This is a genomic window from uncultured Methanobrevibacter sp. (assembly GCF_937881195.1).
Lineage (GTDB): Archaea > Methanobacteriota > Methanobacteria > Methanobacteriales > Methanobacteriaceae > Methanobinarius.
In genome coordinates, this window is record NZ_CALGFC010000003.1 from 47,365 (window position 1) to 68,836 (window position 21,472).

A 21,472-nucleotide genomic window follows, 5' to 3' on the forward strand; every position below is an offset into this window, starting at 1 on the left:
AATTCTATTTAATTTTCTATGATCTTTAATTAAAATATTTTTAATTATATTAAAATATTTTTAAGTATATTAAAATATTTTTAAGTATATTATAAATTATAATAAATTTAAAATAATTATTAAAATACAATTTTTTAACTATTATTAAAAATGAAAATTATGACAATTCTAATAATAAAATAATAGCCTTAATAAAAAATACTATTTTAATAATATATTAACTATTTATCCTTTTTAAGGTTTTCAATTTCTTTTTCTAAAAGTTCTTGTTTTTCAACAATATTCTTCAATGTTTCTGCAACTGGATCTGGAAGTTTTTGATGCTCTTGATCCATTGCACATTTTCTTTTTTCATGAACAACTCTTCCAGGAACACCTACAACAGTAGAACCAGTGGGAACATCTTTTAAAACAACAGAACCTGCACCAACTTTTGAACCATTACCTAAATAAATATTACCAATTACAAGTGCACCCGATCCAATAACAACCCCATTGCCAACAGTTGGGTGTCTTTTTTCTTTAGCAGTGCTAGTTCCTCCAAGGACTACTCCTTGATATAATAAGACATCATCTCCTACCTCAGCAGTTTCACCAATAACAACACCCATGCCATGATCAATAAAAACTCTACGGCCTATTTTAGCAGCAGGATGGATTTCAATGCCTGTAAAAAATCTATTAATAGAAGAAATAATCCTTGCTGAGAAATAATGTCCATGATTCCACAAGTAATGAGAAATTAAATGATACCAAATAGCATGTAATCCAGAATAGCAAAAAAAAATCTCAAAAGAACTTCTCGCAGCAGGATCTCTAAAGTGAACCATTAATAAATCTTCTTTCATTCGTTTAAACATGATAATCAATTTAAAATAATTTATAATATTGAGATTAATTATGTCAATAAATATTTAAATAATGACAATAATCATTTTAATGAAGAATAGAAAAAATATAGATTAGTCACTTAAAAGATGGCTAATTTGATCAGTTGTTATAATCCCTTCTATTCTAAAATCATCATCTACTACAGGTAAACAAGAAATATCATTTTCCCTCATTTTTCTTGAAATTGAATCTATGGTTTCATCGGATTTACATGTAATGACATTTTTTGTCATTATTTGATTTAAACTACTGCAATTAATAGCAATTGATTTAGATAAATCCCATGCAGTAACAATTCCCAGCAATTTATTATCTTTAGTAACTACTGGTAGATGTGTTACATATTCAGACATCATTAATGTTGCAACATCTTTAAGATCAGCATCTTTTTTAATAGTAGAAACATTAAGTGCCATTAAATCTTCTGCTAAAGTATTTGTGAGGAAATTAGCTACAACATAATTCAATTGCCCCCCTTCTAAAAGAAAAGCATCATGCCCATATGTAGATTTTAATTCAGAATAACTAACATCAACATTATTAGCATTTAAAGCCATTAATATATCTTTTGATTGATCAGTGGGATATAACCAGTCAGAATCAATTCCTATTATTTGAACTTTGGATTTGATATCCTTAAATCCCTCAATCAAAGACCCATTACTTGAAAGATCAAAATAATCTATTGCTTTAGTTATATAAAGATATGAATTAGCATCAAATCTTTTAACAAAAGCATCTCCTTGATAATGAAGATAACTTTCTACCTGAAAATCCATGGAAAAATCATAACTAACTTCTTTCTTATCTTTAAGGTCTCTTCCAAACTTTTCATACATTGATTCATCACTAAGATAAGTAATATGAGCAATCATTCTAGCCAAAGCAAGACCATTTCTAGGACCAATTTCTTTGTCATAATAATCGCCATTATTCCAATTTGGATCAGTAATGATTGCTTGACGTCCTACCTCATTAAATGCAATCTGTTGTGGTGAAGAGTGAGCAGTAGTTGCTATCGGAATAGCTTTTTTAACCATATCTGGATATGAAACAATCCACTGTAAAACTTGCATTCCACCCATAGATCCCCCAACCACAGCCAATAAAACATCAATATCAAAAGATTCAACTAGCTTTTTTTGAGCTTTAACCATGTCTTTTATAGTTATAACAGGAAAATCAAGATTATAATTATTTTTAGTTTTAGGATTTATAGATGACGGTCCAGTTGATCCACTACACCCTCCGAGGATATTAGAAGAAATAATAAAATATTTTTCACTATCCAGTGCTTTTCCAGGACCTATTAATATTTCCCACCACCCAGGTTTCCTATCTCCTTCATGCCAACCTGCAGCATGTGCATCACCAGATAAAGCATGACAAACTAAAATAGCATTATTTTTTTCCTTATTTAATTTACCATAGGTCTCATAAGCTATGGTAACATTTTGAAGAATTTTTCCAGATTCTAATTTTAAATCTTCATTCATATTGAAAAACTTGGTTTCAACAGAACCAACAGACTCTTTTTTCATAGTAACAACATATATTATAATTTCTAATCAATATTAATCTTTATTACAATAAATATAAACCTATTTTCTAATCTAATTATATTTTATTATCTAAAAATATTTAATAATCTAATTATATATTTTTTTTAATATTATATTAATTTAATATTTTATCTTTTTATTCAATATATAATTTATATTTATTATTGATTTATTAGACTATAAATATTAATTTATTATATTATTAATACTAATTATTAATATTAAAATATTAATATATTCCTATATTATAAAGTTATATTCTTATTTAATTTTGATAAAAAACTAATTTAAAATAATTTAGTTTATTTAATTTTTATTAATTTAATAATAAACAAAATTTATTGCTTAAATTGTATATTAAAACTTTAAATAATTAATATAATTTTTAATCGATTAATAAAATACTATAAATTCTTTTGATAATATTTTAAAAAATATATTTGTAAAATATAATTGTAAAAATTTATTTACAAATATAACTTTAAAAATATAATTATAAAAATTTATTTACAAATATAACTGTAAAAATATAACTATAGTAATATTTAGTATATTAGTAAATCTTGATTAATAAACATTGTGAAATAAATTAAAATATATTTTAATTATTTATATAAAAAAATAATGAAAAGTACTAATGGAACATGTAATATTAATTTTAATTTTTTATTAAAAAATAAAATAAATAAAAGGTATTATAATTGATAAAAAATTTTATCAAAAATAATTAAAATTTATAAGACAGTTAATTTAATCATATTTATTTATTAACAGCTTTATTTAATGCTTGATCGATATCAGCTATAATATCTTCAACATTTTCAACCCCTACAGATAATCTAATGGAATCTGGAGTAACACCAGTAGCTAATTGTTCTTCAGGAGTTAATTGAGAATGAGTTGTTGATGCAGGATGTATAACTAAAGATTTAGAATCTCCAATATTAGCTAAATGAGATAATAATTCAACACTATTTATGAATTTTTTACCTTCTTCGATTCCTCCTTTAATACCAAAGCCAACTAAAGCACCATATCCTCCTTTTAAATACTTTTTAGCATTCTTATGAGATGGATCATCCTCAAGCCCAGGATAAGTTACCCAAGAAACAGCATCATGATTTTTTAAGAAATTAGCCACTTCAAGAGCATTTTCACTATGTTGTTTAATTCTTAATGATAATGTTTCAGTTCCTTGTAATAACAAGAATGCATTGAAAGGACTTAATGTTGGTCCAACATCTCTAAGGAAATTTCCCCTAGCTTTTATAATATAAGCTAATTCACCAAATGCTTCAGTATAGACTAATCCATTATATGCAGGATCAGGAGTGCTGAATTCTGGAAATTTTCCATTCGCCCAATTAAATTCTCCACCAGTTACAATCACTCCTCCAAGAGTAGTCCCATGTCCACCAAGGAATTTGGTTGCAGAATCAACAACAATATCTGCCCCATGTTCTAATGGTTTCACTAGTCCAACCGCAGAAGTATTATCAACAATTAAAGGAATATCATTTTCATGAGCAATTTTAGCTAATTCTTCAAAATCAGGAATATCTAATTTAGGATTTCCTAATGATTCTGCATAAAGTGCCTTTGTATTTGAGTCAATAGCATTCTCATAAGCTTCAAGATCTTGAGAATCAACAAAATTTACTTTTCTTCCAAAGTTAGGAAAAGTATTGTTAAATAAGGAATAAGTTCCACCATAAAGGTTATCACCAGAGACAATATTCTCTCCAACACTAGATAAGTTTAATATTGAAGTAGTTATTGCTGCAGCACCTGATGAAAAGGATAAACCTGCAATTCCACCTTCAATAGCTGCAACTCTTTGTTCAAAAACATCATTAGTCGGATTTGTTAATCTAGTGTAAATCTGACCAAATTCTTGAAGGGCAAATAAATTTGCTGCATGTTCAGTATCATTAAACACATACGATGTTGTTTGATATATAGGCACGGCACGTGCCCCAGTAACCGGATCTGGTTCTTCTTGTCCAGCATGTAATTCTCTAGTCCTGTTTCCATATTTTTTGTTAGTATCATTTGTCATTTTATAAACACCTTTTAGTTTTAAGAATTTTAATCTTAAGTAGTTATATTTAAATTAAATTTAAATAATTAACCTAAATATTAGTAATAAACAATATTAAATATTTTAAACCAATCATTATAAATAAATAGATTCAATAGTCTAATAATATATTCAAAAAAATATATAATTGACATAAAAATACCCCATTATTCATAAAATGATTTTTATAAAATATATATTAAAATATTATTATATTTAGAATAATATATTCTAAATTATATGATTCTTAATAATTAGTTAAATAAAATTTTAGTTAAATAAAATTTTTTTTCAATTTTAAATATAATCTTCTAGAACTATAATTATCTAAATAGAATTAGTATTATAATTATTATCGTATTAGTATTATAATTATTATCATATTAGTATTATAATTATTATCCTATCATAAATATAATAAATAAAGAATAAATCAATTATAATAAATAAAAGATATAATTGAAATATGAAACATGATTAAAATTATTATTATTATTATTATTATTACTATTATTATTTAACTCAAGAAATTAGCATTCTTAATTTTTTCAATTATCATTATTAAGAAATCATAATAAACTACTAAATTAATATTATAATATTATTATCTTTTTATTTAATAAATTGTTTGAAATCTAATTGATATAATAATAATATTCTTCATTAAATTTTTTTATTTACTATATTAAAGATATTCTTAATAATAACAATGTAATATAACTATTGTTATATTTTACTTATAAATGTTTTGGTGTATTATTTGAAAATTATTAATAACATTTATATACTATAAAGAATAATATAACAATTGTTATATTACATTATTTTTATATATATAATATTTATTGTTTGAGTAATTTTATTTATATTTTAAATTCTGAATAAAACTTATATGAAATACAAATTTACTAATAATTTGATTTAATTTATTAGTTATTCTCATGTTGAAGTTTTTTTAGTATAATCATGAAAAATATAGCTAAATATTATTATAAATAATTAAAATTTTATATAATAATAAATATAACAATTGTTATATATTATATTTAAATCTTATTATATTTAACTCTTGTATAATCTGTATTTTAATAGTATAATTATTAATATTTAAATACTATAATTATAAATATAACAATTGTAATATCATCTATTAAATATAATTTATTTATGTAATTTATATTTTATACATAAATAATTTAAATATTTTTAATAGGAAATATTAACTAATAGAAATAATATATAAAATCAAAGAGGTAAAAAATGTTAATATATAATACAATGAAGAGAGAAAAAGAGTTCTTTGAGAAAAAAAGTTATGATAAAAACATTAATCTCTTTGTTTGCGGCCCTACTGTATATGACGACGCTCATATAGGGCATGGTCGAACATATATAGCTTTTGACATGATAAAATCATATTTAGAATTTATTGGATATTCAGTGTTTTATATAGAAAATATTACTGATATTGATGATAAAATTATCATGAGAGCTAAAGAGAATAACATTGACCCATCAGATTTGGCTATATATTATGAAAAAAGGTTTAAAGAAGATATGAAAAAACTTAATGTAGATTCTGTAAATCTTTATCCTAGAGCTACATATCACATGAATGAGATTTTCAATCAAATTCAAGTATTAATTGATAAAGGATTTGCTTATGAAACCGAAACAGGAGTTTATTATGAAACTGCAAAATTCAAAGATTTCGGAAAACTTTCTAATAGAGATTTGGAAAAATTAGATTCTCATAGAATAAATGTTGATTCATCGAAAAAAGATCCTAAAGATTTTGCTTTATGGAAAAAAACTAATGAAAAACCATATTATGAATCAAAATGGGGAAATGGTAGGCCTGGTTGGCACATTGAAGATACTGCAATAACTGAAAGATACTTTGGTCCTCAATATGATATTCATGGTGGAGGTCTTGATTTAATCTTCCCACATCATGATGCTGAAATAGCACAAATGGAAGCAATTTCTGGAAAAGAGCCAATGGTAAAATATTGGATGCACACAGGATTTTTAAATGTTGATGGTGTTAAAATGTCAAAATCTCTTGGAAATTTTATAACAATTAGAGATTTAATTGAAAAATGGGATCCTATGGCATATAGGCTTTTTGTACTTTCAACTCACTACAGAAGTCCAATTGATTTTTCCTCAAAATCATTAGAACAAGCTTCAAAAAATCTTAATAGATTAAACAAAACATTAGATAATTTAAATGAGATTTTAGTAAAGTTAAAAAAATTTACTTCAATAGAAATTGATAATGATTTAAATAATAAAGAATCTACAAATAATTTGGATGAAGTTGATTTGGCTAAAAAAGAATTTATAAAAAACATGGAAGATGATTTTAACACTCCACGTGCATTAGCAACTATTTTAAGCTTTACAAAAACTATTAATAGTAATATTAAATCAATAAATGAAAAGAAAGAAAATGAAATTTGTATAGATGATTACAAATTCTTTGAAAAATCTTTGTTGCTTTTAAAAGATTTTAATTCAATATTTAGAATTAATTTGTTTGAAATAAAAGATGAAATTAAAGAGGACAAATCTTCTGAATTATTGGAAATTATTGTCAATACACGAAAAAAATTAAGAGAATCGAAAAATTATCAATTATCTGATGAAATTAGAGATAAATTAAATGAATTAGAAATTGAAATAGAAGATTGATAATTTTGATATAATAATAATTTTAATATTAATTTAAATAATATTCTCAAAAGTATTATGATTAAAATTATATCCTCAAGATTTGTTATTTCAAGATTGTTATTTATTCAGAGTATATTTTAAAATATGTATCAATTAGAACACTAAAATAATTCAAAATATAGTAAAATCTATTCAGTTAATATTTAGTTCATTTCAAGATTATTAAAAGAATTATTGAATTAAAAAGAGTTAATTAAAGAGTTTATATCGAGATGAAAAAATGACTAGTAAAAAAATCGCAAATAATGTATCTGAATTAGTAGGAAACACACCATTACTAAGATTAAATAATCAAGGTTCTGATTTGAAAGCAGAATTAGTGGGAAAATTAGAGTCTTTTAATCCACTTAGTAGTGTGAAAGATAGGATTTCTGTTGGAATGATTGATAAAGCAGAAGATGAAGGTTTGATAGATGAAAAAACTGTTCTTATTGAACCAACTAGTGGAAATACTGGTATTGGACTTGCTTTTGTTGCAGCTAGTAGAGGTTATAGACTTATTTTAACTATGCCAGACACCATGTCAATTGAAAGAAGAAAATTGTTAGCTATCTTTGGAGCAGAAATTGTACTAACTCCCGGTGCAAATGGAATGAATGGTGCAATATCAAAGGCTGATGAGTTATTAGAAGAAATCGAAAATAGTTTTTCGGTTCGTCAATTTTCAAACCCCGTGAATGTTGAAACACATTATAATACTACTGCCGAAGAAATTTGGAATGACACCAATGGAAAAGTTGATATTGTAATAGGAGGTGTGGGTACTGGAGGTACAATAACTGGAATTGGTAAAAAATTAAAAGAAACTGATAAAAATCCTAATGTTAAAATTGTAGCTGTTGAACCTGCCTATTCCCCAGTATTATCTGGAGAAAACCCAGGTCCTCACAGAATACAAGGTATTGGTGCAGGATTTGTACCTGATATATATCAAAGTGAACTAATAGATGAAATCATTCCAGTTAGAGATGAAGATGCCTCTAAAACAATGTTAAACTTAGCTGCAAAAGAAGGTATTCTTGTAGGAATATCCTCAGGAGCTGCTACATATGCAGGAATCCAATTAGCTAAAAAAGAAGAAAATAAAGGAAAAAGAATAGTAGTAATATTACCCGATACTGGTGAAAGATATCTTTCAATGGATTGGGTATTTGAAGATATTTATAAAGAATATTCTGATGTATTATAATATTTAAATTTTACATTAAATGTAATAAATTGACAAAATTATTATAATATTAAAAATATTTAAAAATATATAAAAAACATTTTTATATACTTCTTTTTTATATTTATATCTATTAACTCTTAAATCCCTAAATTTTGAATAATAAACGAATTATAGGTTTATTTTATATAAATCTATAACTTAATTAAATAATTATTATCCTAAATTAACTAATAATTAATTAGAAATTTATTATCAATTTAATTAATATAAAATCACCTAGATATTATACATAGATGATTTGATAAACATTCATTTTAATATTTATATTAATTATAATTAAAAAAATTGTATTTTGAAAATAAAATATTCCAAAAATGAAAATAATTTATAGCAAATAATAATTTAAAAATCTATTTAGAGATAATATTGATTATTAAATTTTCAATAGTTTTAATATAAAAGAAAAATATAATAACTATTGATATATTACTGATTAATTTTTACATACATAATAAAAATAACTTAAATTTAAAATTTACATAAATAACAAAATATCAAGATAGTAAATTATTAATGGAGTGATATTATGATATATATGGATCATTCAGCCACATCACCTGTGAGGAAAGAAGTATTTGAAGTAATGGAACCTTATTTTACAAGATCTTTTGGAAATGCATCTACATTCTATTCACTTGGAAGAGAAGCTAAAAAAGGTATGGAAGAAGCTAGAGGATATGTAGCTGATTTAATTGGTGCAAATAATGATGAGATAATATTCACAAGCGGGGGAACTGAATCTGATAATATCGCAATACAAGGAATCGCATATAAACTCAATAATTCAGGAAAAGGAAATCATATTATCACATCAGCAATAGAACATCCAGCAGTAATGGAAACTTGCTCTGCACTTGAAAAAAAAGGTTTCGAAATTACATATCTCCCTGTTTATGAAGAAGGAATAATTAGAATAGAAGATTTAAAATCCGTTATTAAAGAAGAAACAATATTAATAACCATTATGCATGCTAATAATGAAATTGGGACTATTCAACCGATTTCAGAAATAGGAAAAATAGCTAAAGAAAATAATATTAAATTTCATACAGATGCTGTCCAAAGTGTTGGCAAAATACCCGTAGATGTTAATGAACTAAATGTTGATTTACTTTCAATATCATCCCATAAAATTTATGGCCCAAAAGGAATAGGTGCATTATACATACGAAAAGGAACTAGATTAGAACCTATTTTATATGGAGGAGGTCAAGAAAAAGATTTATCTCCAGGAACTGAAAATATTGCAGGAATAGTTGGTTTAGGGGAAGCATGTAGACTAGCTAATGAAGAATTAGAAAAAAATATTTATTATTTAACAAATCTAAGAAATAAATTGATTGAAGGAATATTAAATTCTGTTGAAAAATCTTATGTTAATGGAGATATCGAAAAAAGACTTCCGGGAAATGTTAATTTCAGGTTTACTGGTATTGAAGGAGAATCTTTAGTACTTATGCTTGATGCAAAAGGAATTGATGGATCTACTGGTTCTGCATGTTCATCAAAAAAACTTACTGCTTCTCATGTGTTAAAAGCTATAGGCTTAGAAGATGTAGATTCGCACGGATCTTTAAGGTTAACAATTGGTCCCGAAAATACAGAAGAAGAAATAGAAACTGTTATTAAAGAAATACCTCCAATTGTTGAAAGACTTAGAAGTATGTCTTCAATTTGGAATAAAGACGATTCTTTATGGAAAGATAATACAAAGAGTTGTGATATTTAATTATTATAAAATTATAATTTTAAATGTAAAACTAAATATAACCTTAAATTGTTATTTTAAATTGTACATTAAATTATTATATTAAATTGTTAAATAATTTATATATTCTCAAAATTACCCCCATTATTAAAAAATATTATAGGTGAAAATATGTACTCAGAAAAAGTTATGGAACATTTTACTAATCCTAGAAATGTAGGTGAAATTGAAAATCCTGATGGAGAAGGTACTGTAGGAAATCCTACTTGTGGAGATATGATGACTATTTACATCAAAGTGAAAGAAGATAAAATTGATGATATAAAATTTAAAACATTTGGTTGTGGTGCAGCTATAGCCACTAGTAGTATGATAACTGAATTAGCTAAAGGAAAAACTGTTGATGAAGCATATGAAATAAGTAGAAATGATGTAGCTGATGCTCTTGATGGACTTCCAAAAGTTAAAATGCATTGCTCTAATTTAGCTGCAGATGCACTTCAAAAAGCAATCGAAAACTATAGGTCTAAAAATAGTTAAAAAGATTAATGCCAAAAATGAATTAAAATATAAAATTATTAATATTATTTTTTATTAATTATATTTTTTATTAATTATATTTTTCTATATCTATTTTTACTAATCTTACCTTTAATAATCTTATTTTTAATAATATTTAGTTTTAATAATTTTACCTTTAATAAGCTTATTTTAAATAATATTTAGTTTTAATAATCTTATTTTTATTAAAATTATTTTAATTTAAAATATTTTTTAATCTTACTTAAATATTTAATTAAAATGAAAAAATAATATTTTAATTAATTTAAATCCCTAATTTCTTAATAGCTTTTTCTGCTGCTATTTGTTCCGCTTCTTTTTTGCTCTTACCCGTTCCAACACCAATTTCTTCATCACCAACTATTATACCTATAACAAAAGTTTTATCATGAGGAGCACCATATTCCTCTATTAGCTTATATTCTACATTAAGCTCATTAGCATCCCCATATTCTTTAATTTTAGATTTAAAGTCACTAAAAAATATTGTTTCATCATCAATTGCTGGAAAAACAGTTTTTGATAGGAATTCTCTTGTTTTTTCTATTCCTTGATCTAAATATATTGCTCCTAAAAGAGACTCGAAAACATCTGCACTAATTGAAAATATTTCATTTATACTAACTTTATTATCATCAAGTTCTAATTTTATCATACTTGTTAATCCTAATTCATGAGAATAGTTAGCTAATGCCGTTTCACAAACATAATTTGACCTTAATTTAGTTAAGTCCCCTTCACCAATATTTTTATATTTTTCATATAGGTACTTAGAAACAAACATGCTAAGTACTGCATCTCCCAAAAATTCCAATCTTTCATAATCATAGCTAATATTGTGCTTAACACCATAAGATTTATGCATAAAAGCCATATTAAAAAGTTCTAAATCATTAGGAACTATGCCAAGTTCATCAAGTATTTTCATTAAATCACGGAAATCTATTAATTTTTAAAATAAAGATAAATATTTAAAATATATTAAACTGAAAATAGGATTTATTAATAAATAATATTCAATATCAATATTATCTAATTATTTATATAAAAATAATTATCAGATTATATATTTATATAATTTTTCTATAATAATTATATGTAACTATATATTATATTAATTTTGTTCATATCTAATATAAATATTACCACAAAACCTGATAAAAAATCTAAAATAATTAGTTTTACTTAATAATAACGCCATAATATTAGAAGATATATATTAAGTTTTACAATCAATTAAACAGTTATATAATTAGTTATATAATTAAAAATTAGAAAATTAATAATTTTTTAGATAATATGTTTATTTAAAAATACTTATCATCAGCTCTCTAGGATTAATGACTTATATTTCACTTTACATAATATATTTTTCAATAAGTTACGACCTTATTGAAAAATTAAAAATTGGTAATTCCTCATATATTCCGTAGATAGCTATAAATAAAATGAAATTTTCATAATTTTTATTTAGAAAAATATTATATTTTTATAAATATGAAAAATGAAGTTTTTATCATTTATGAAAATTTTTTATTTTTATAAGTTTAAAATGTGAAGTATTTTATTATTTATAAAGATTGATTTACTGTATTAAAATTAAAAAAGTCTTTAATATAAAACTATTTTCCACAAGAATAAAAAAATTAGATTATTATATAAAAAAGTTATATAAAAATTTAAAAATTAATACTAATTTTTTTGTTTTATATTTTTATATTAGCTATAAAATGGACAAACAGAATAATTATGTAGATAAAATAGTATAATCTATTTTATAATCATAATTTTCAAATATAAATTTGATAAAATTATTTATAAATTCATTTAATTAATTGAAAAGATAAATTGAAATTATTTATAATAAATTTTTATAATAAATGATAAATAAAAATAATGAAAAGGGATTTATATGATATTAAATTGGCAAAAAGAAATAACAACTATTGACCCTAGTATGAAATTTAGAAGTGAGGGAGGATGGTTAAAAACTATAGATAAATTAGATAAAAGTGTTTCTAATGGATATTCTTTAGTTGGAGATTTTGTTAAATCTGGAGATTTTGATGAAAACTATTCAGATGGATTATACTTAGACTGCAATAAAGAACCTGGAAAAAAGAAAAAATTACAGACAGATTATCGTTTATTCAGAATATCAAATGGACAGTTAAGACTTTTAGATATGATAATCGATGGAGAATCCAACTGGGCATGCGAATTTTGGGACACAATTGAAGAAGAATTATAAAATTTTAAATATTAGTATTTTTTTAATATTAAAGATATTCATTAAATAGAAAATATAAACCTACACATGATATCCAATTTAGATAAAATTAAAATTGATAATAAATTTGAAAAATTATATGAGTTATATTATAATAAAATACAGTATTAAACATAATATAATAAAAATATTATAATAAAATTGTTATAATAACATTATTACAATTTTTTATTTATTAATTTTCTAATGGAGTCTAAAAGAATTCCATTTAACATTAAAAATAACCCTAATATCGTTAATATAATAACTATAACAGTAATACCAAAATTAATAATTATTCCATTCAAATAATCGTTTAAAAGCCATATTCCACTTACAATCCCTATCAAGAAAATTATAAATCCCGGTATAGTAAAATAAATAATCGGTCTTCTAAACTCCATGTCTTTTATTATTTTTAATAAAACGCCTACTCCATGAGTAATCGGATTCTCAGTAGATCCATCTAAATCATAACGAACAGTTATTGGAACCTCAACTATTTTTATCCCTGCCTCGGCTGCATCAGATAACATTTCACTTTCAATTCCAAAGCCCGAATCATTAAGTTTAAAAAAAGGAATAGTATTTTTTGAAAATGCCCTAAAACCACTTTGAGAATCAGTAATATTTAATCCAGATGAAATATTAGTAGCTTTATCTAAAACTTTTTGCCCTATTCTTCTATAACCTGGAGTATCATCTCCATCAAATCCTTCTATGTATCTACTACCATTGACAAAATCAGCTTCTCCATTTATTATTGGAGAAATAAGATTTGGAATTTCATCAGGATTATTTTGACCATCCCCATCAATCGTAACAATTATATCATAATTTTCATTTGAATTACTATTGATAGATTCAACTAAATCAAATCCAGATTTTAATCCTTGACCTTTACCCAAATTTTTAGGATGTGATATAATTTCAGCACCAGCTAATTTAGCTACATTCTCTGTTTTATCAGAACTTCCATCATTTATAACAATAATATTATCAACATATTGTGAAGTTCTTAGAATGACACTTCCTAATGCTACTTCTTCATTAAATGCAGGAATAATAGCTACAACTCTATTCATTGTATTACCCAATTATTTTCAGTATTTTTAAATAGAAATTATGTTATATTACTAAAAATTATTCATTATACAAAAATAAAATCCATTGAATTATATAAAGGGTCTATTAAAATACAAACCAATTATTATTTATACTTAAATGAATTTATCATTGAAGTTTATATTCAATAATTTTATTTTTAATAATATGAAATATCTTTATTCAATATTATAAAATTCTTTCATCCATTCAACAGTTTTTTTAATTCCTTCTTCTGGAGAAACTTTAGGATCATGTTTCAAATCTTTTATAGCTTTTGAAAAATCAATGGTTTTAACTTTTGTAGTAAAAGGTTCTGCTTCATGATAAGTTACAAGTGAATCATCTAAACCTACTGTTTCAAGAACAATGTCAGAGTATTCTTTAATGTCTTTTTCCCACTCTTGTTTACTCCCAACATTATATACTTCACCAGGAATAAAATTATCTACAATATTTGCAAATGTATTTGCTGTATCTCCAACATAATCAATAATACGTTTATGTCCTTCATATACTTCGTATCCTTGATTGTGAAGAGCTTTATAAATAAAAATCGGAATAAATCCTTTATAAGGAGAATATTCTTCATGAGGACCATAACAATTTACAGGACGGACTCTAACAGTTTCAGTAGCAAACATTGTAGCTGAATTCATACACATTAATTCACCTGCCCATTTAGTAATTGCATAGTCATTCATTTGATAAGTATCTTTGATAGGATTATTAACCATTACATCTTCACTCATAACCCCATTATAATCCCCATAAACCTCTGCAGAGGAAAAAAATATCATTTTAAAATCAAGTTCTTCTTGCAAACGAATCATATGTTTGGTTCCTATAACATTAGTACCCCATAGATTTTCATAATAACCTTCACCATTCCATCTACCATATTCAGCAGCTAAATGATAAACAAAATCAAAATTATCATTTTCTTTAAAGACACGTTCAATCTGTCGATATTTACCAACATCAGCACGAATATAATTTTCTCTTGGTTTGTGTAAAAGGTCACAAGCTAGAACTTCATGACCTCTATTTCTTAATTCATTGCATAAGTTAGTTCCAATAAAACCTGCACCACCAGTAACTAATATTCTTTGTGTCTCCATATAAACTCCTCATTATTTTTTATTATAATTTAGTATAATTTTAAATACATATTACAAGTATAATTTTATCAAAACTTTTTTTTGATATATATTATAATATTATAAACTTAAGTTATAGTATTTTATTAATAACTATAATACAATATTTTATATTATAATATTTTATATTATAATTATATTATCTAACTAACATTAATATCTAATTAACTATAATATCTAATCAACATTATCATCCAGTAATTTATTACCTAGCAATTTATTATCTATTAATTTATTATCTATTAATTTATTATCTATTAATTTATTATCTAGTACTTTATTATCTATTACTTTATTGCAAATAATTTAAAACATAATAAAATGTTTTTTTTTGATCAAGTTTAATTAAAACTATTTTAAATCCATTAATCTTTTTTATTATAATATTTATATTTGCTATATTTTTCATATTTTATAAAATGGGTTTCAAGGCTTTCAGGATATTTGTTTCTAATAAAATCAATTAAATTTAAATCTTTAAAATCATTTATAATTTCTTTTAAGAGGTTTATTTCCTCCCTTGAATCATCTAATAGATCTTTTGTAACTTCTAAACGGTGCTTCTGTTTTAAAAATTTATCAGATAATTTTTCTGCATCTTCTAACTTTTTTTGAACATTAAGCAATTCATATTTATTAATCTCTTTTTTGAGATTGTCTTTTTCATTTCTAATATCTAATAGACGATTTTGACAATATTCTAGCTTATTTTCAACTAAATTTAGTTCAGATTTTGTTTTAGATAATTCTTTATTTATTTTTTCAAATTCTTCATTTAAATCATTCATTTAAATCACTAAAACATCCTAAAAAAATATAAAAAATTAAAATAGATTTTTTAATATATTATACTTTTACTTAATTACATTTATATTAATTATGTAAAAATAAATCTATACCATTAATACATAAATAAAAAAATTAATAAAAATTTATATAAATTAATAAAAATTAAATATTATATTATTTATTTTCAGCAATAATATTAGTTAAATATTTTAACAATTCATTTTTAGCTTCTTCATCATCCAAAGCAAATTCAATTGAAGTTTTTAGCCATTCAATCCTATTACCAATATCATATGTTTTACCTTCAAAAACTTGGCCATATATAGTGTCTAATTTAGCTAAAGCATCAGTCAATTGAATTTCACCACCAAAACCAGGTTCGGTATTTTCTATATGTTCGAAAATATCAGAAGTTAAAACATAACGTCCCATAATAGCTAAATTAGAAGGAGCTTCTTCTACTTTTGGTTTTTCAACTAACTTTTCGATATTATATAAAGAATTTTCAATTTCATTACCTTTTATAATACCATATCTTTCGACTTTCTCAGAAGGAACTCTTTCAACAGCTATTGCTGAAGAATCAAAGCGATTATAAACATCGATTAGTTGTTTTGTACAAGGAATATTACCTTTTGTTATAGTATCCCCTAACATTACAGCAAAAGGTTCATCTCCAACATGTTTTTCAGCACAATAAATAGCATCACCAAGCCCTTTTTGAGTTTTTTGTCGTACATAATAAATATCAGCAAGGTCTGAGATTTCTCTTATTTGATTTAAATAATCTTTTTTATCATGTTCTTTTAAATGATACTCAAGTTCAAAAGATCTATCAAAATGGTCTTCTATAGGCCTTTTACCTTTACCAGTTACAATTAAAATATCTTCAATTCCAGAAGCAACAGCTTCTTCAATTACATATTGAATTGTTGGTTTGTCAAATACGGGTAACATCTCTTTTGGTTGAGCTTTAGTGGCAGGCAAAAATCTTGTTCCTAAACCTGCTGCTGGAATAACTGCCTTCATAATAACACTCACATAATTGTAAATTAATAGTTTATAATTATATTTATTCTAATTAATTTAATTAAATTGATTATAATTTGTTTATATTATAATTATATTTATCCTGATTATATTTAAATATATTTAAATAAGTATAGATAAAAACTAATCAACCAATTTATATTAATTATATTCTATTATATCTAAAAATACTAAATTAAATATACTATTTAGCTTTTGTACTATTAAATTTCAATTATTTTTATACAAAAATAAATTATTTAAATAATAATTGTAAATATTAAGAATAATATTAAAAAATATAATTTTACTAAAGAAAAAAAGCCATATTATTTTATAAAAATGGTGCAGGGAACGGGATTCGAACCCGCGAAGGGACTAACCCAATAGGCCCTCAACCTATCGCCTTTGACCGCTCGACCATCCCTGCAAAAGAATAGACATTACATCAAATTGAACCTATGTCTAACAAATTAATATTAAATATTATCAAGTAATTAAAACAAGTATTTATTGTTATTTCTTTTTAAGTATTTAAAGTTTTCTCTTATTTTAGATATAATTATTTTATAAAAATTTTATAAAATTAAAAATAATTATTTCATGAAAAGAATATAGATATTTTTAAAACTAAACATAATATAATAAAGTATTATAAGATAGTATAAAATAATATAAAATTAATTTTATAATACAAATTAATTTTTAATGATTGAATTTTATTTTTTCCCTAATTGTTGTAACACCCATTAAAATAACTAATAAAACTGGCCAAATTTCAAGTCTTCCTAACCAAAAGTCAACCATGAATACGACCTTAATAAAATCTGGAGAATTTGGTGTTAAAATTCCACTAGTAAGACCAACATTTCCCATAGCAGATGCAATTTCAAATAAAACTTGTGAAAGGTTATTATAATAACATAAAACTATTAGAACACTAACAACATAAACTAAAAGATATAAAAATACAAAAAGACCAGTAATTCTTAATAAATCATTGTTGACTTTTAAACCTTTAAAGTGATTAACTTTTTTTGGAATAACTGCTCCCCCAGGTAGCAAAAATGATTTAACTTGCCAAAAAATAGCTTTAAAGAGTAAACCAATTCTTAACCATTTAATACCTCCTGAAGTGGAACAAGATCCCCCACCAATTATCATTGAAATAAGTATAATGAAGAAGGTTATAGCTGGCCAAGATTTAATAATATCCGGATAAAATGCTGTTTGAAGGCCTGTAGTTGAAATAGCTGAAACAACTTGAAAAGTACCAAATCTTATATTTTCAAAAAAGCTACCATAAACATTAAATTTAATTAAGAAAGCTGAAACTATAATTACAAATAATGGAATTAGAATAATTGCTACTTTTATTTCGATATCTGAAAAGAATTCTCTAAATTTCTTTTTAAAAAGTAAATATATTAATGCAAAATTGATTGAGCCTAAAATCATCACAATCATAGCTGCAAGTTCAACCCATGGACTGTTATAATATAAAATACTATTAGAAGTAATACCAAAACCACCAGTAGACAGAGTAACAAAAGTATAAAAAAGTGAATCAAAAATAGGTAATCCTGATATTATAAATAATAAAAATCCAATTACAGTTAAAATAAGATAAATATATAAAATAATTTTACTTGTATTTCTTATACTTGGAACAATTCTTTCACTTCTTCCTTCAGCATTATAAAGCCTCATAATTGATGTCCCACTTGATCTCAATATAATAATCATAGTGAAGATTATTCCAAGTCCACCAATCCATTGAGTTAATCCTCTCCAAAAATTAATTGTGAATCCTGTACTTTCAATTGGGTTAAACATGGAAAAACCAGTTGTAGTAAATCCAGAAATAGCCTCAAAAAAAGAGTTTATAAAGCTTAATTCTCCTGACATAAAAAAAGGTAGTGCTCCTAGAAAACTAGCTATTAACCATATAAAGGTAGAAAAAAACATTGCAACTTTTAGTGACATATTATATCTTTTAAAAAATTTTATAAAAATAATTCCTAAAGATATAGATATTATTCCAGAGACTAAAAATGAAAAAATAAAATTAGTTTCATTGTAGATAATAGCGACTATAATAGGCGTTAACATGAATAATCCTAAAAATAAACAGATATATCCCATGTAATGAATCATTGTACTAATATCATTAAGTTTAATCCTACTCATAGCACTCATATTAACCCCAACATATAAAAAATAGAATATGAACTCTACTATAAATATAAACTTATAACTAGTAATATAACTATTTTTCTAAAGTATTATTTTAATTTTTTTTATTATTATGCAAAATAATTGATATAAAAGTAAAAAAATAAAAAAATCAGCTTATTCAAAGTTGAATATTTAAAAAATAAAAATATTTAATAACAATTTTAAAAAGAAAAAATATTAATTAGAATAATAATTAAAAAAGAAAATTAAATAAAATAAAAATATATAAAAAAATGTAAATAAAATAGCTAAAAACAAAATAAAAAATATAATTAAAAAAATATAATTAAAAAAATTAAATTAAAAAATATAATTAAATGAAAAAATAGTTTATAGCTAACTATATCATATTTAAAAATACAGAATAGCCATATAAAATTAAATAAGTTTATCCTCTTGGTTCTTTTGCTTTATATCTTAAACCTTTGTAACCACACTTTCTACAAGTTTTAGCAGCTGCTGGGTTACGAGCATTACATTTTAAACAAATTTTAACCTTAAAAATCCTATTTTCAGCTTCTTCAAATCTGGCCATTAATAATCCTCCATACAAATGTTAATTAATAATAATAATTTTTAAATACGAGATATTTAAGATTTCATAATTAGTTTTATAATTAATTTACCCAATCTCATAAAATATTATATTATGGAATAAAATAAGAATTTTTATAACATCCATAATAATTAAGAACATTAAAATTTATTATTTTAATAGTATTTAAAGCTTTAGTTATTTTTAAATCTATTACAATATAAAATTAACTTATAATATAAAATTGATTTTTTATTTTAAAAAAATATAATCATTTATTTTAAAAATATAACATAATAACAATATAAATAATTAAAAATAAACACTATATTTGATTATAGTTTATAATATTTTATAATATTCTTTTTATAATATAAAAACATTTAAGATTTTTTCAAATATTATTAATAAAAATAAAAAAGACAAAATTAAATTTTAGATAATATAAGATTTAATTATGAAGCCATACACCAGCTGTATGATTACTACTTGAATTTTCAGCAACGATTTCTTTATTTTTTAATATTTTGATTTCTAAATCTTTATTACTCCCATAAGAAGTACTATTAACATAAACTAATAATTTATCACCATTTTGTCTTTTTATAGTGAAATCAAGTGGTCCTGGACCCATTATAGTTTCATGAGTAGTTGTTCCATTTGAAGTTAGTTCATAATAACCAATCCACTCCCCTTCAGAAATAACCGAAAGTTCTTCTTCATAAGAGCCATTATCAATATAAAGGATAACTGCTAAACCAACAATTGTTATGATTATAATGATTGCTAAAAGTTTTTTATTCATTATCTCACCGTAAAATTAGAAATTTTATCTTAATTAGTTCTTAGACTTATTTTTAGATATAAAAATTACATATCTTCAATAAAAATTATAATATCCTTTTCAAATAATTTAATATTTATTATACTATTTTTATATAAATTTTATATAATTTTAATAGTTTTTAAATATTATTATAATTTTAAATTAATAAATGAAATTATTTTAAAAAATATAAATAATTATACAAATAATTAATTGTTATATTTAAATAAAAAAGAATATAATCAAATATAATATTATCTATAATTAATAAGTAATATTGAAATAATAATATAAAAAGATATCAAATAATAAAAATAGTTAAAAAATAGTTAAATAATAGTTAAATAATATTTAAATAATAGTTAAAAAATAATTAAATAATAATTATAAAAATAATTGAATAATAATTGAATAATAATTATAAAAAGATGTTAGTAAAATAATTATTTATAGGTGATTTTTATGGATAAAAAAGAAATAATGATTATTATAGGAATGTTTGTAATATTAGTACTTTTAGTCATAGTTATTAATAATATATTCTCAAATGGAATTATTAGATTTGTTGTAACTGTTTTAGCTGCAGTTATTATAGGATTAGTCCTTAGGAAAACATTATACTCAAATAATAAAAAATAAGAAGTTTTTAATGAAAATTCTTACTTTTAGATTATATTTATGGGAAGATTATGGGAAAATTTATTAAGATCGGAAGAGCACACGTCTGAACTCCAGTCACCGTACGTAATC

Annotated in this window: 17 protein-coding genes and 1 tRNA gene; 6 read left to right on the forward strand and 12 right to left on the reverse strand. The window is 23.2% G+C overall.

Features of this window, described 5'->3' with window-relative positions:
* Nucleotides 1-221: 221 nt before the first annotated feature.
* The 3 genes from cysE to Q0087_RS00240 form a co-directional block, all read right to left on the reverse strand.
* Nucleotides 222-860 (reverse strand): serine O-acetyltransferase, encoded by a 639-nt coding sequence (cysE, locus tag Q0087_RS00230; protein ID WP_297896952.1) that lies wholly within the window; start codon nucleotides 858-860, stop codon nucleotides 222-224.
* A gap of 102 nt (nucleotides 861-962) precedes the next feature.
* Nucleotides 963-2,432 carry a homoserine O-acetyltransferase gene (locus Q0087_RS00235; RefSeq protein WP_297896955.1) on the reverse strand — a complete coding sequence of 490 codons (1,470 nt, stop codon included), beginning with the start codon at nucleotides 2,430-2,432 and terminating at the stop codon, nucleotides 963-965.
* A gap of 781 nt (nucleotides 2,433-3,213) precedes the next feature.
* Entirely contained in the window at nucleotides 3,214-4,512 is a 1,299-nt protein-coding gene (locus Q0087_RS00240; RefSeq protein WP_297896956.1) for an O-acetylhomoserine aminocarboxypropyltransferase/cysteine synthase family protein, read from the reverse strand.
* Nucleotides 4,513-5,793: 1,281 nt separating this feature from the next.
* On the opposite strand from Q0087_RS00240, the gene cysS reads away from it, so the two are divergent.
* The 4 genes from cysS (at nucleotide 5,794) to nifU (ending at nucleotide 10,751) form a co-directional block, all read left to right on the forward strand.
* Entirely contained in the window at nucleotides 5,794-7,230 is a 1,437-nt protein-coding gene (cysS, locus tag Q0087_RS00245) for a cysteine--tRNA ligase (protein ID WP_297896958.1), read from the forward strand.
* Between the two features lie 262 nt (nucleotides 7,231-7,492).
* Complete coding sequence (cysK, locus tag Q0087_RS00250) at nucleotides 7,493-8,461, forward strand: cysteine synthase A (RefSeq protein ID WP_297896960.1); 969 nt, start codon at nucleotides 7,493-7,495, stop codon at nucleotides 8,459-8,461.
* Nucleotides 8,462-9,032: 571 nt separating this feature from the next.
* The gene (gene nifS, locus Q0087_RS00255) at nucleotides 9,033-10,232 is read left to right on the forward strand and encodes a cysteine desulfurase NifS (protein ID WP_297897028.1); all 1,200 of its coding nucleotides are present in this window, start codon (nucleotides 9,033-9,035) and stop codon (nucleotides 10,230-10,232) included.
* A gap of 150 nt (nucleotides 10,233-10,382) precedes the next feature.
* The gene (gene nifU, locus Q0087_RS00260; RefSeq protein WP_297896963.1) at nucleotides 10,383-10,751 is read left to right on the forward strand and encodes a Fe-S cluster assembly scaffold protein NifU; all 369 of its coding nucleotides are present in this window, start codon (nucleotides 10,383-10,385) and stop codon (nucleotides 10,749-10,751) included.
* Between the two features lie 286 nt (nucleotides 10,752-11,037).
* Here nifU and rnc read toward each other — a convergent pair whose 3' ends face one another.
* On the reverse strand, nucleotides 11,038-11,700 hold the full coding sequence (gene rnc / locus Q0087_RS00265) for a ribonuclease III (RefSeq protein WP_297896965.1): 663 nt from the start codon (nucleotides 11,698-11,700) through the stop codon (nucleotides 11,038-11,040).
* Nucleotides 11,701-12,684: 984 nt separating this feature from the next.
* On the opposite strand from rnc, the gene Q0087_RS00270 reads away from it, so the two are divergent.
* Nucleotides 12,685-13,023 carry a hypothetical protein gene (locus tag Q0087_RS00270; RefSeq protein ID WP_297896968.1) on the forward strand — a complete coding sequence of 113 codons (339 nt, stop codon included), beginning with the start codon at nucleotides 12,685-12,687 and terminating at the stop codon, nucleotides 13,021-13,023.
* Between the two features lie 197 nt (nucleotides 13,024-13,220).
* Here the strand turns inward: Q0087_RS00270 and Q0087_RS00275 are convergent, their stop codons facing one another.
* The 8 genes from Q0087_RS00275 to Q0087_RS00310 all read right to left on the reverse strand — a co-directional run bounded on the left by Q0087_RS00275 (nucleotide 13,221) and on the right by Q0087_RS00310 (nucleotide 20,701).
* Nucleotides 13,221-14,126 (reverse strand): glycosyltransferase family 2 protein, encoded by a 906-nt coding sequence (locus Q0087_RS00275; protein WP_297896971.1) that lies wholly within the window; start codon nucleotides 14,124-14,126, stop codon nucleotides 13,221-13,223.
* Between the two features lie 198 nt (nucleotides 14,127-14,324).
* Nucleotides 14,325-15,266, reverse strand: coding sequence for an NAD(P)-dependent oxidoreductase (locus tag Q0087_RS00280; protein ID WP_297896973.1), 942 nt, complete (start codon nucleotides 15,264-15,266; stop codon nucleotides 14,325-14,327).
* 404 nt (nucleotides 15,267-15,670) lie between these two features.
* Nucleotides 15,671-16,093, reverse strand: a complete 423-nt coding sequence (locus Q0087_RS00285) for a hypothetical protein (protein WP_297896977.1) — start codon at nucleotides 16,091-16,093, stop codon at nucleotides 15,671-15,673.
* Nucleotides 16,094-16,268: 175 nt separating this feature from the next.
* The gene (gene galU / locus Q0087_RS00290; protein WP_297896980.1) at nucleotides 16,269-17,123 is read right to left on the reverse strand and encodes a UTP--glucose-1-phosphate uridylyltransferase GalU; all 855 of its coding nucleotides are present in this window, start codon (nucleotides 17,121-17,123) and stop codon (nucleotides 16,269-16,271) included.
* Between the two features lie 343 nt (nucleotides 17,124-17,466).
* Nucleotides 17,467-17,553, reverse strand: a tRNA-Leu gene (locus tag Q0087_RS00295).
* Between the two features lie 275 nt (nucleotides 17,554-17,828).
* A complete protein-coding gene (locus Q0087_RS00300) occupies nucleotides 17,829-19,322 on the reverse strand; it encodes a TrkH family potassium uptake protein (protein ID WP_297896985.1) in 1,494 nt (497 codons plus the stop codon).
* A gap of 427 nt (nucleotides 19,323-19,749) precedes the next feature.
* On the reverse strand, nucleotides 19,750-19,896 hold the full coding sequence (locus tag Q0087_RS00305) for a 50S ribosomal protein L40e (RefSeq protein WP_042703853.1): 147 nt from the start codon (nucleotides 19,894-19,896) through the stop codon (nucleotides 19,750-19,752).
* Nucleotides 19,897-20,347: 451 nt separating this feature from the next.
* Complete coding sequence (locus Q0087_RS00310; RefSeq protein ID WP_297897000.1) at nucleotides 20,348-20,701, reverse strand: hypothetical protein; 354 nt, start codon at nucleotides 20,699-20,701, stop codon at nucleotides 20,348-20,350.
* Between the two features lie 483 nt (nucleotides 20,702-21,184).
* Between Q0087_RS00310 and Q0087_RS00315 the strand changes: the two genes are divergently transcribed.
* Nucleotides 21,185-21,361 (forward strand): hypothetical protein, encoded by a 177-nt coding sequence (locus tag Q0087_RS00315; protein ID WP_297897003.1) that lies wholly within the window; start codon nucleotides 21,185-21,187, stop codon nucleotides 21,359-21,361.
* Nucleotides 21,362-21,472: the final 111 nt, after the last annotated feature.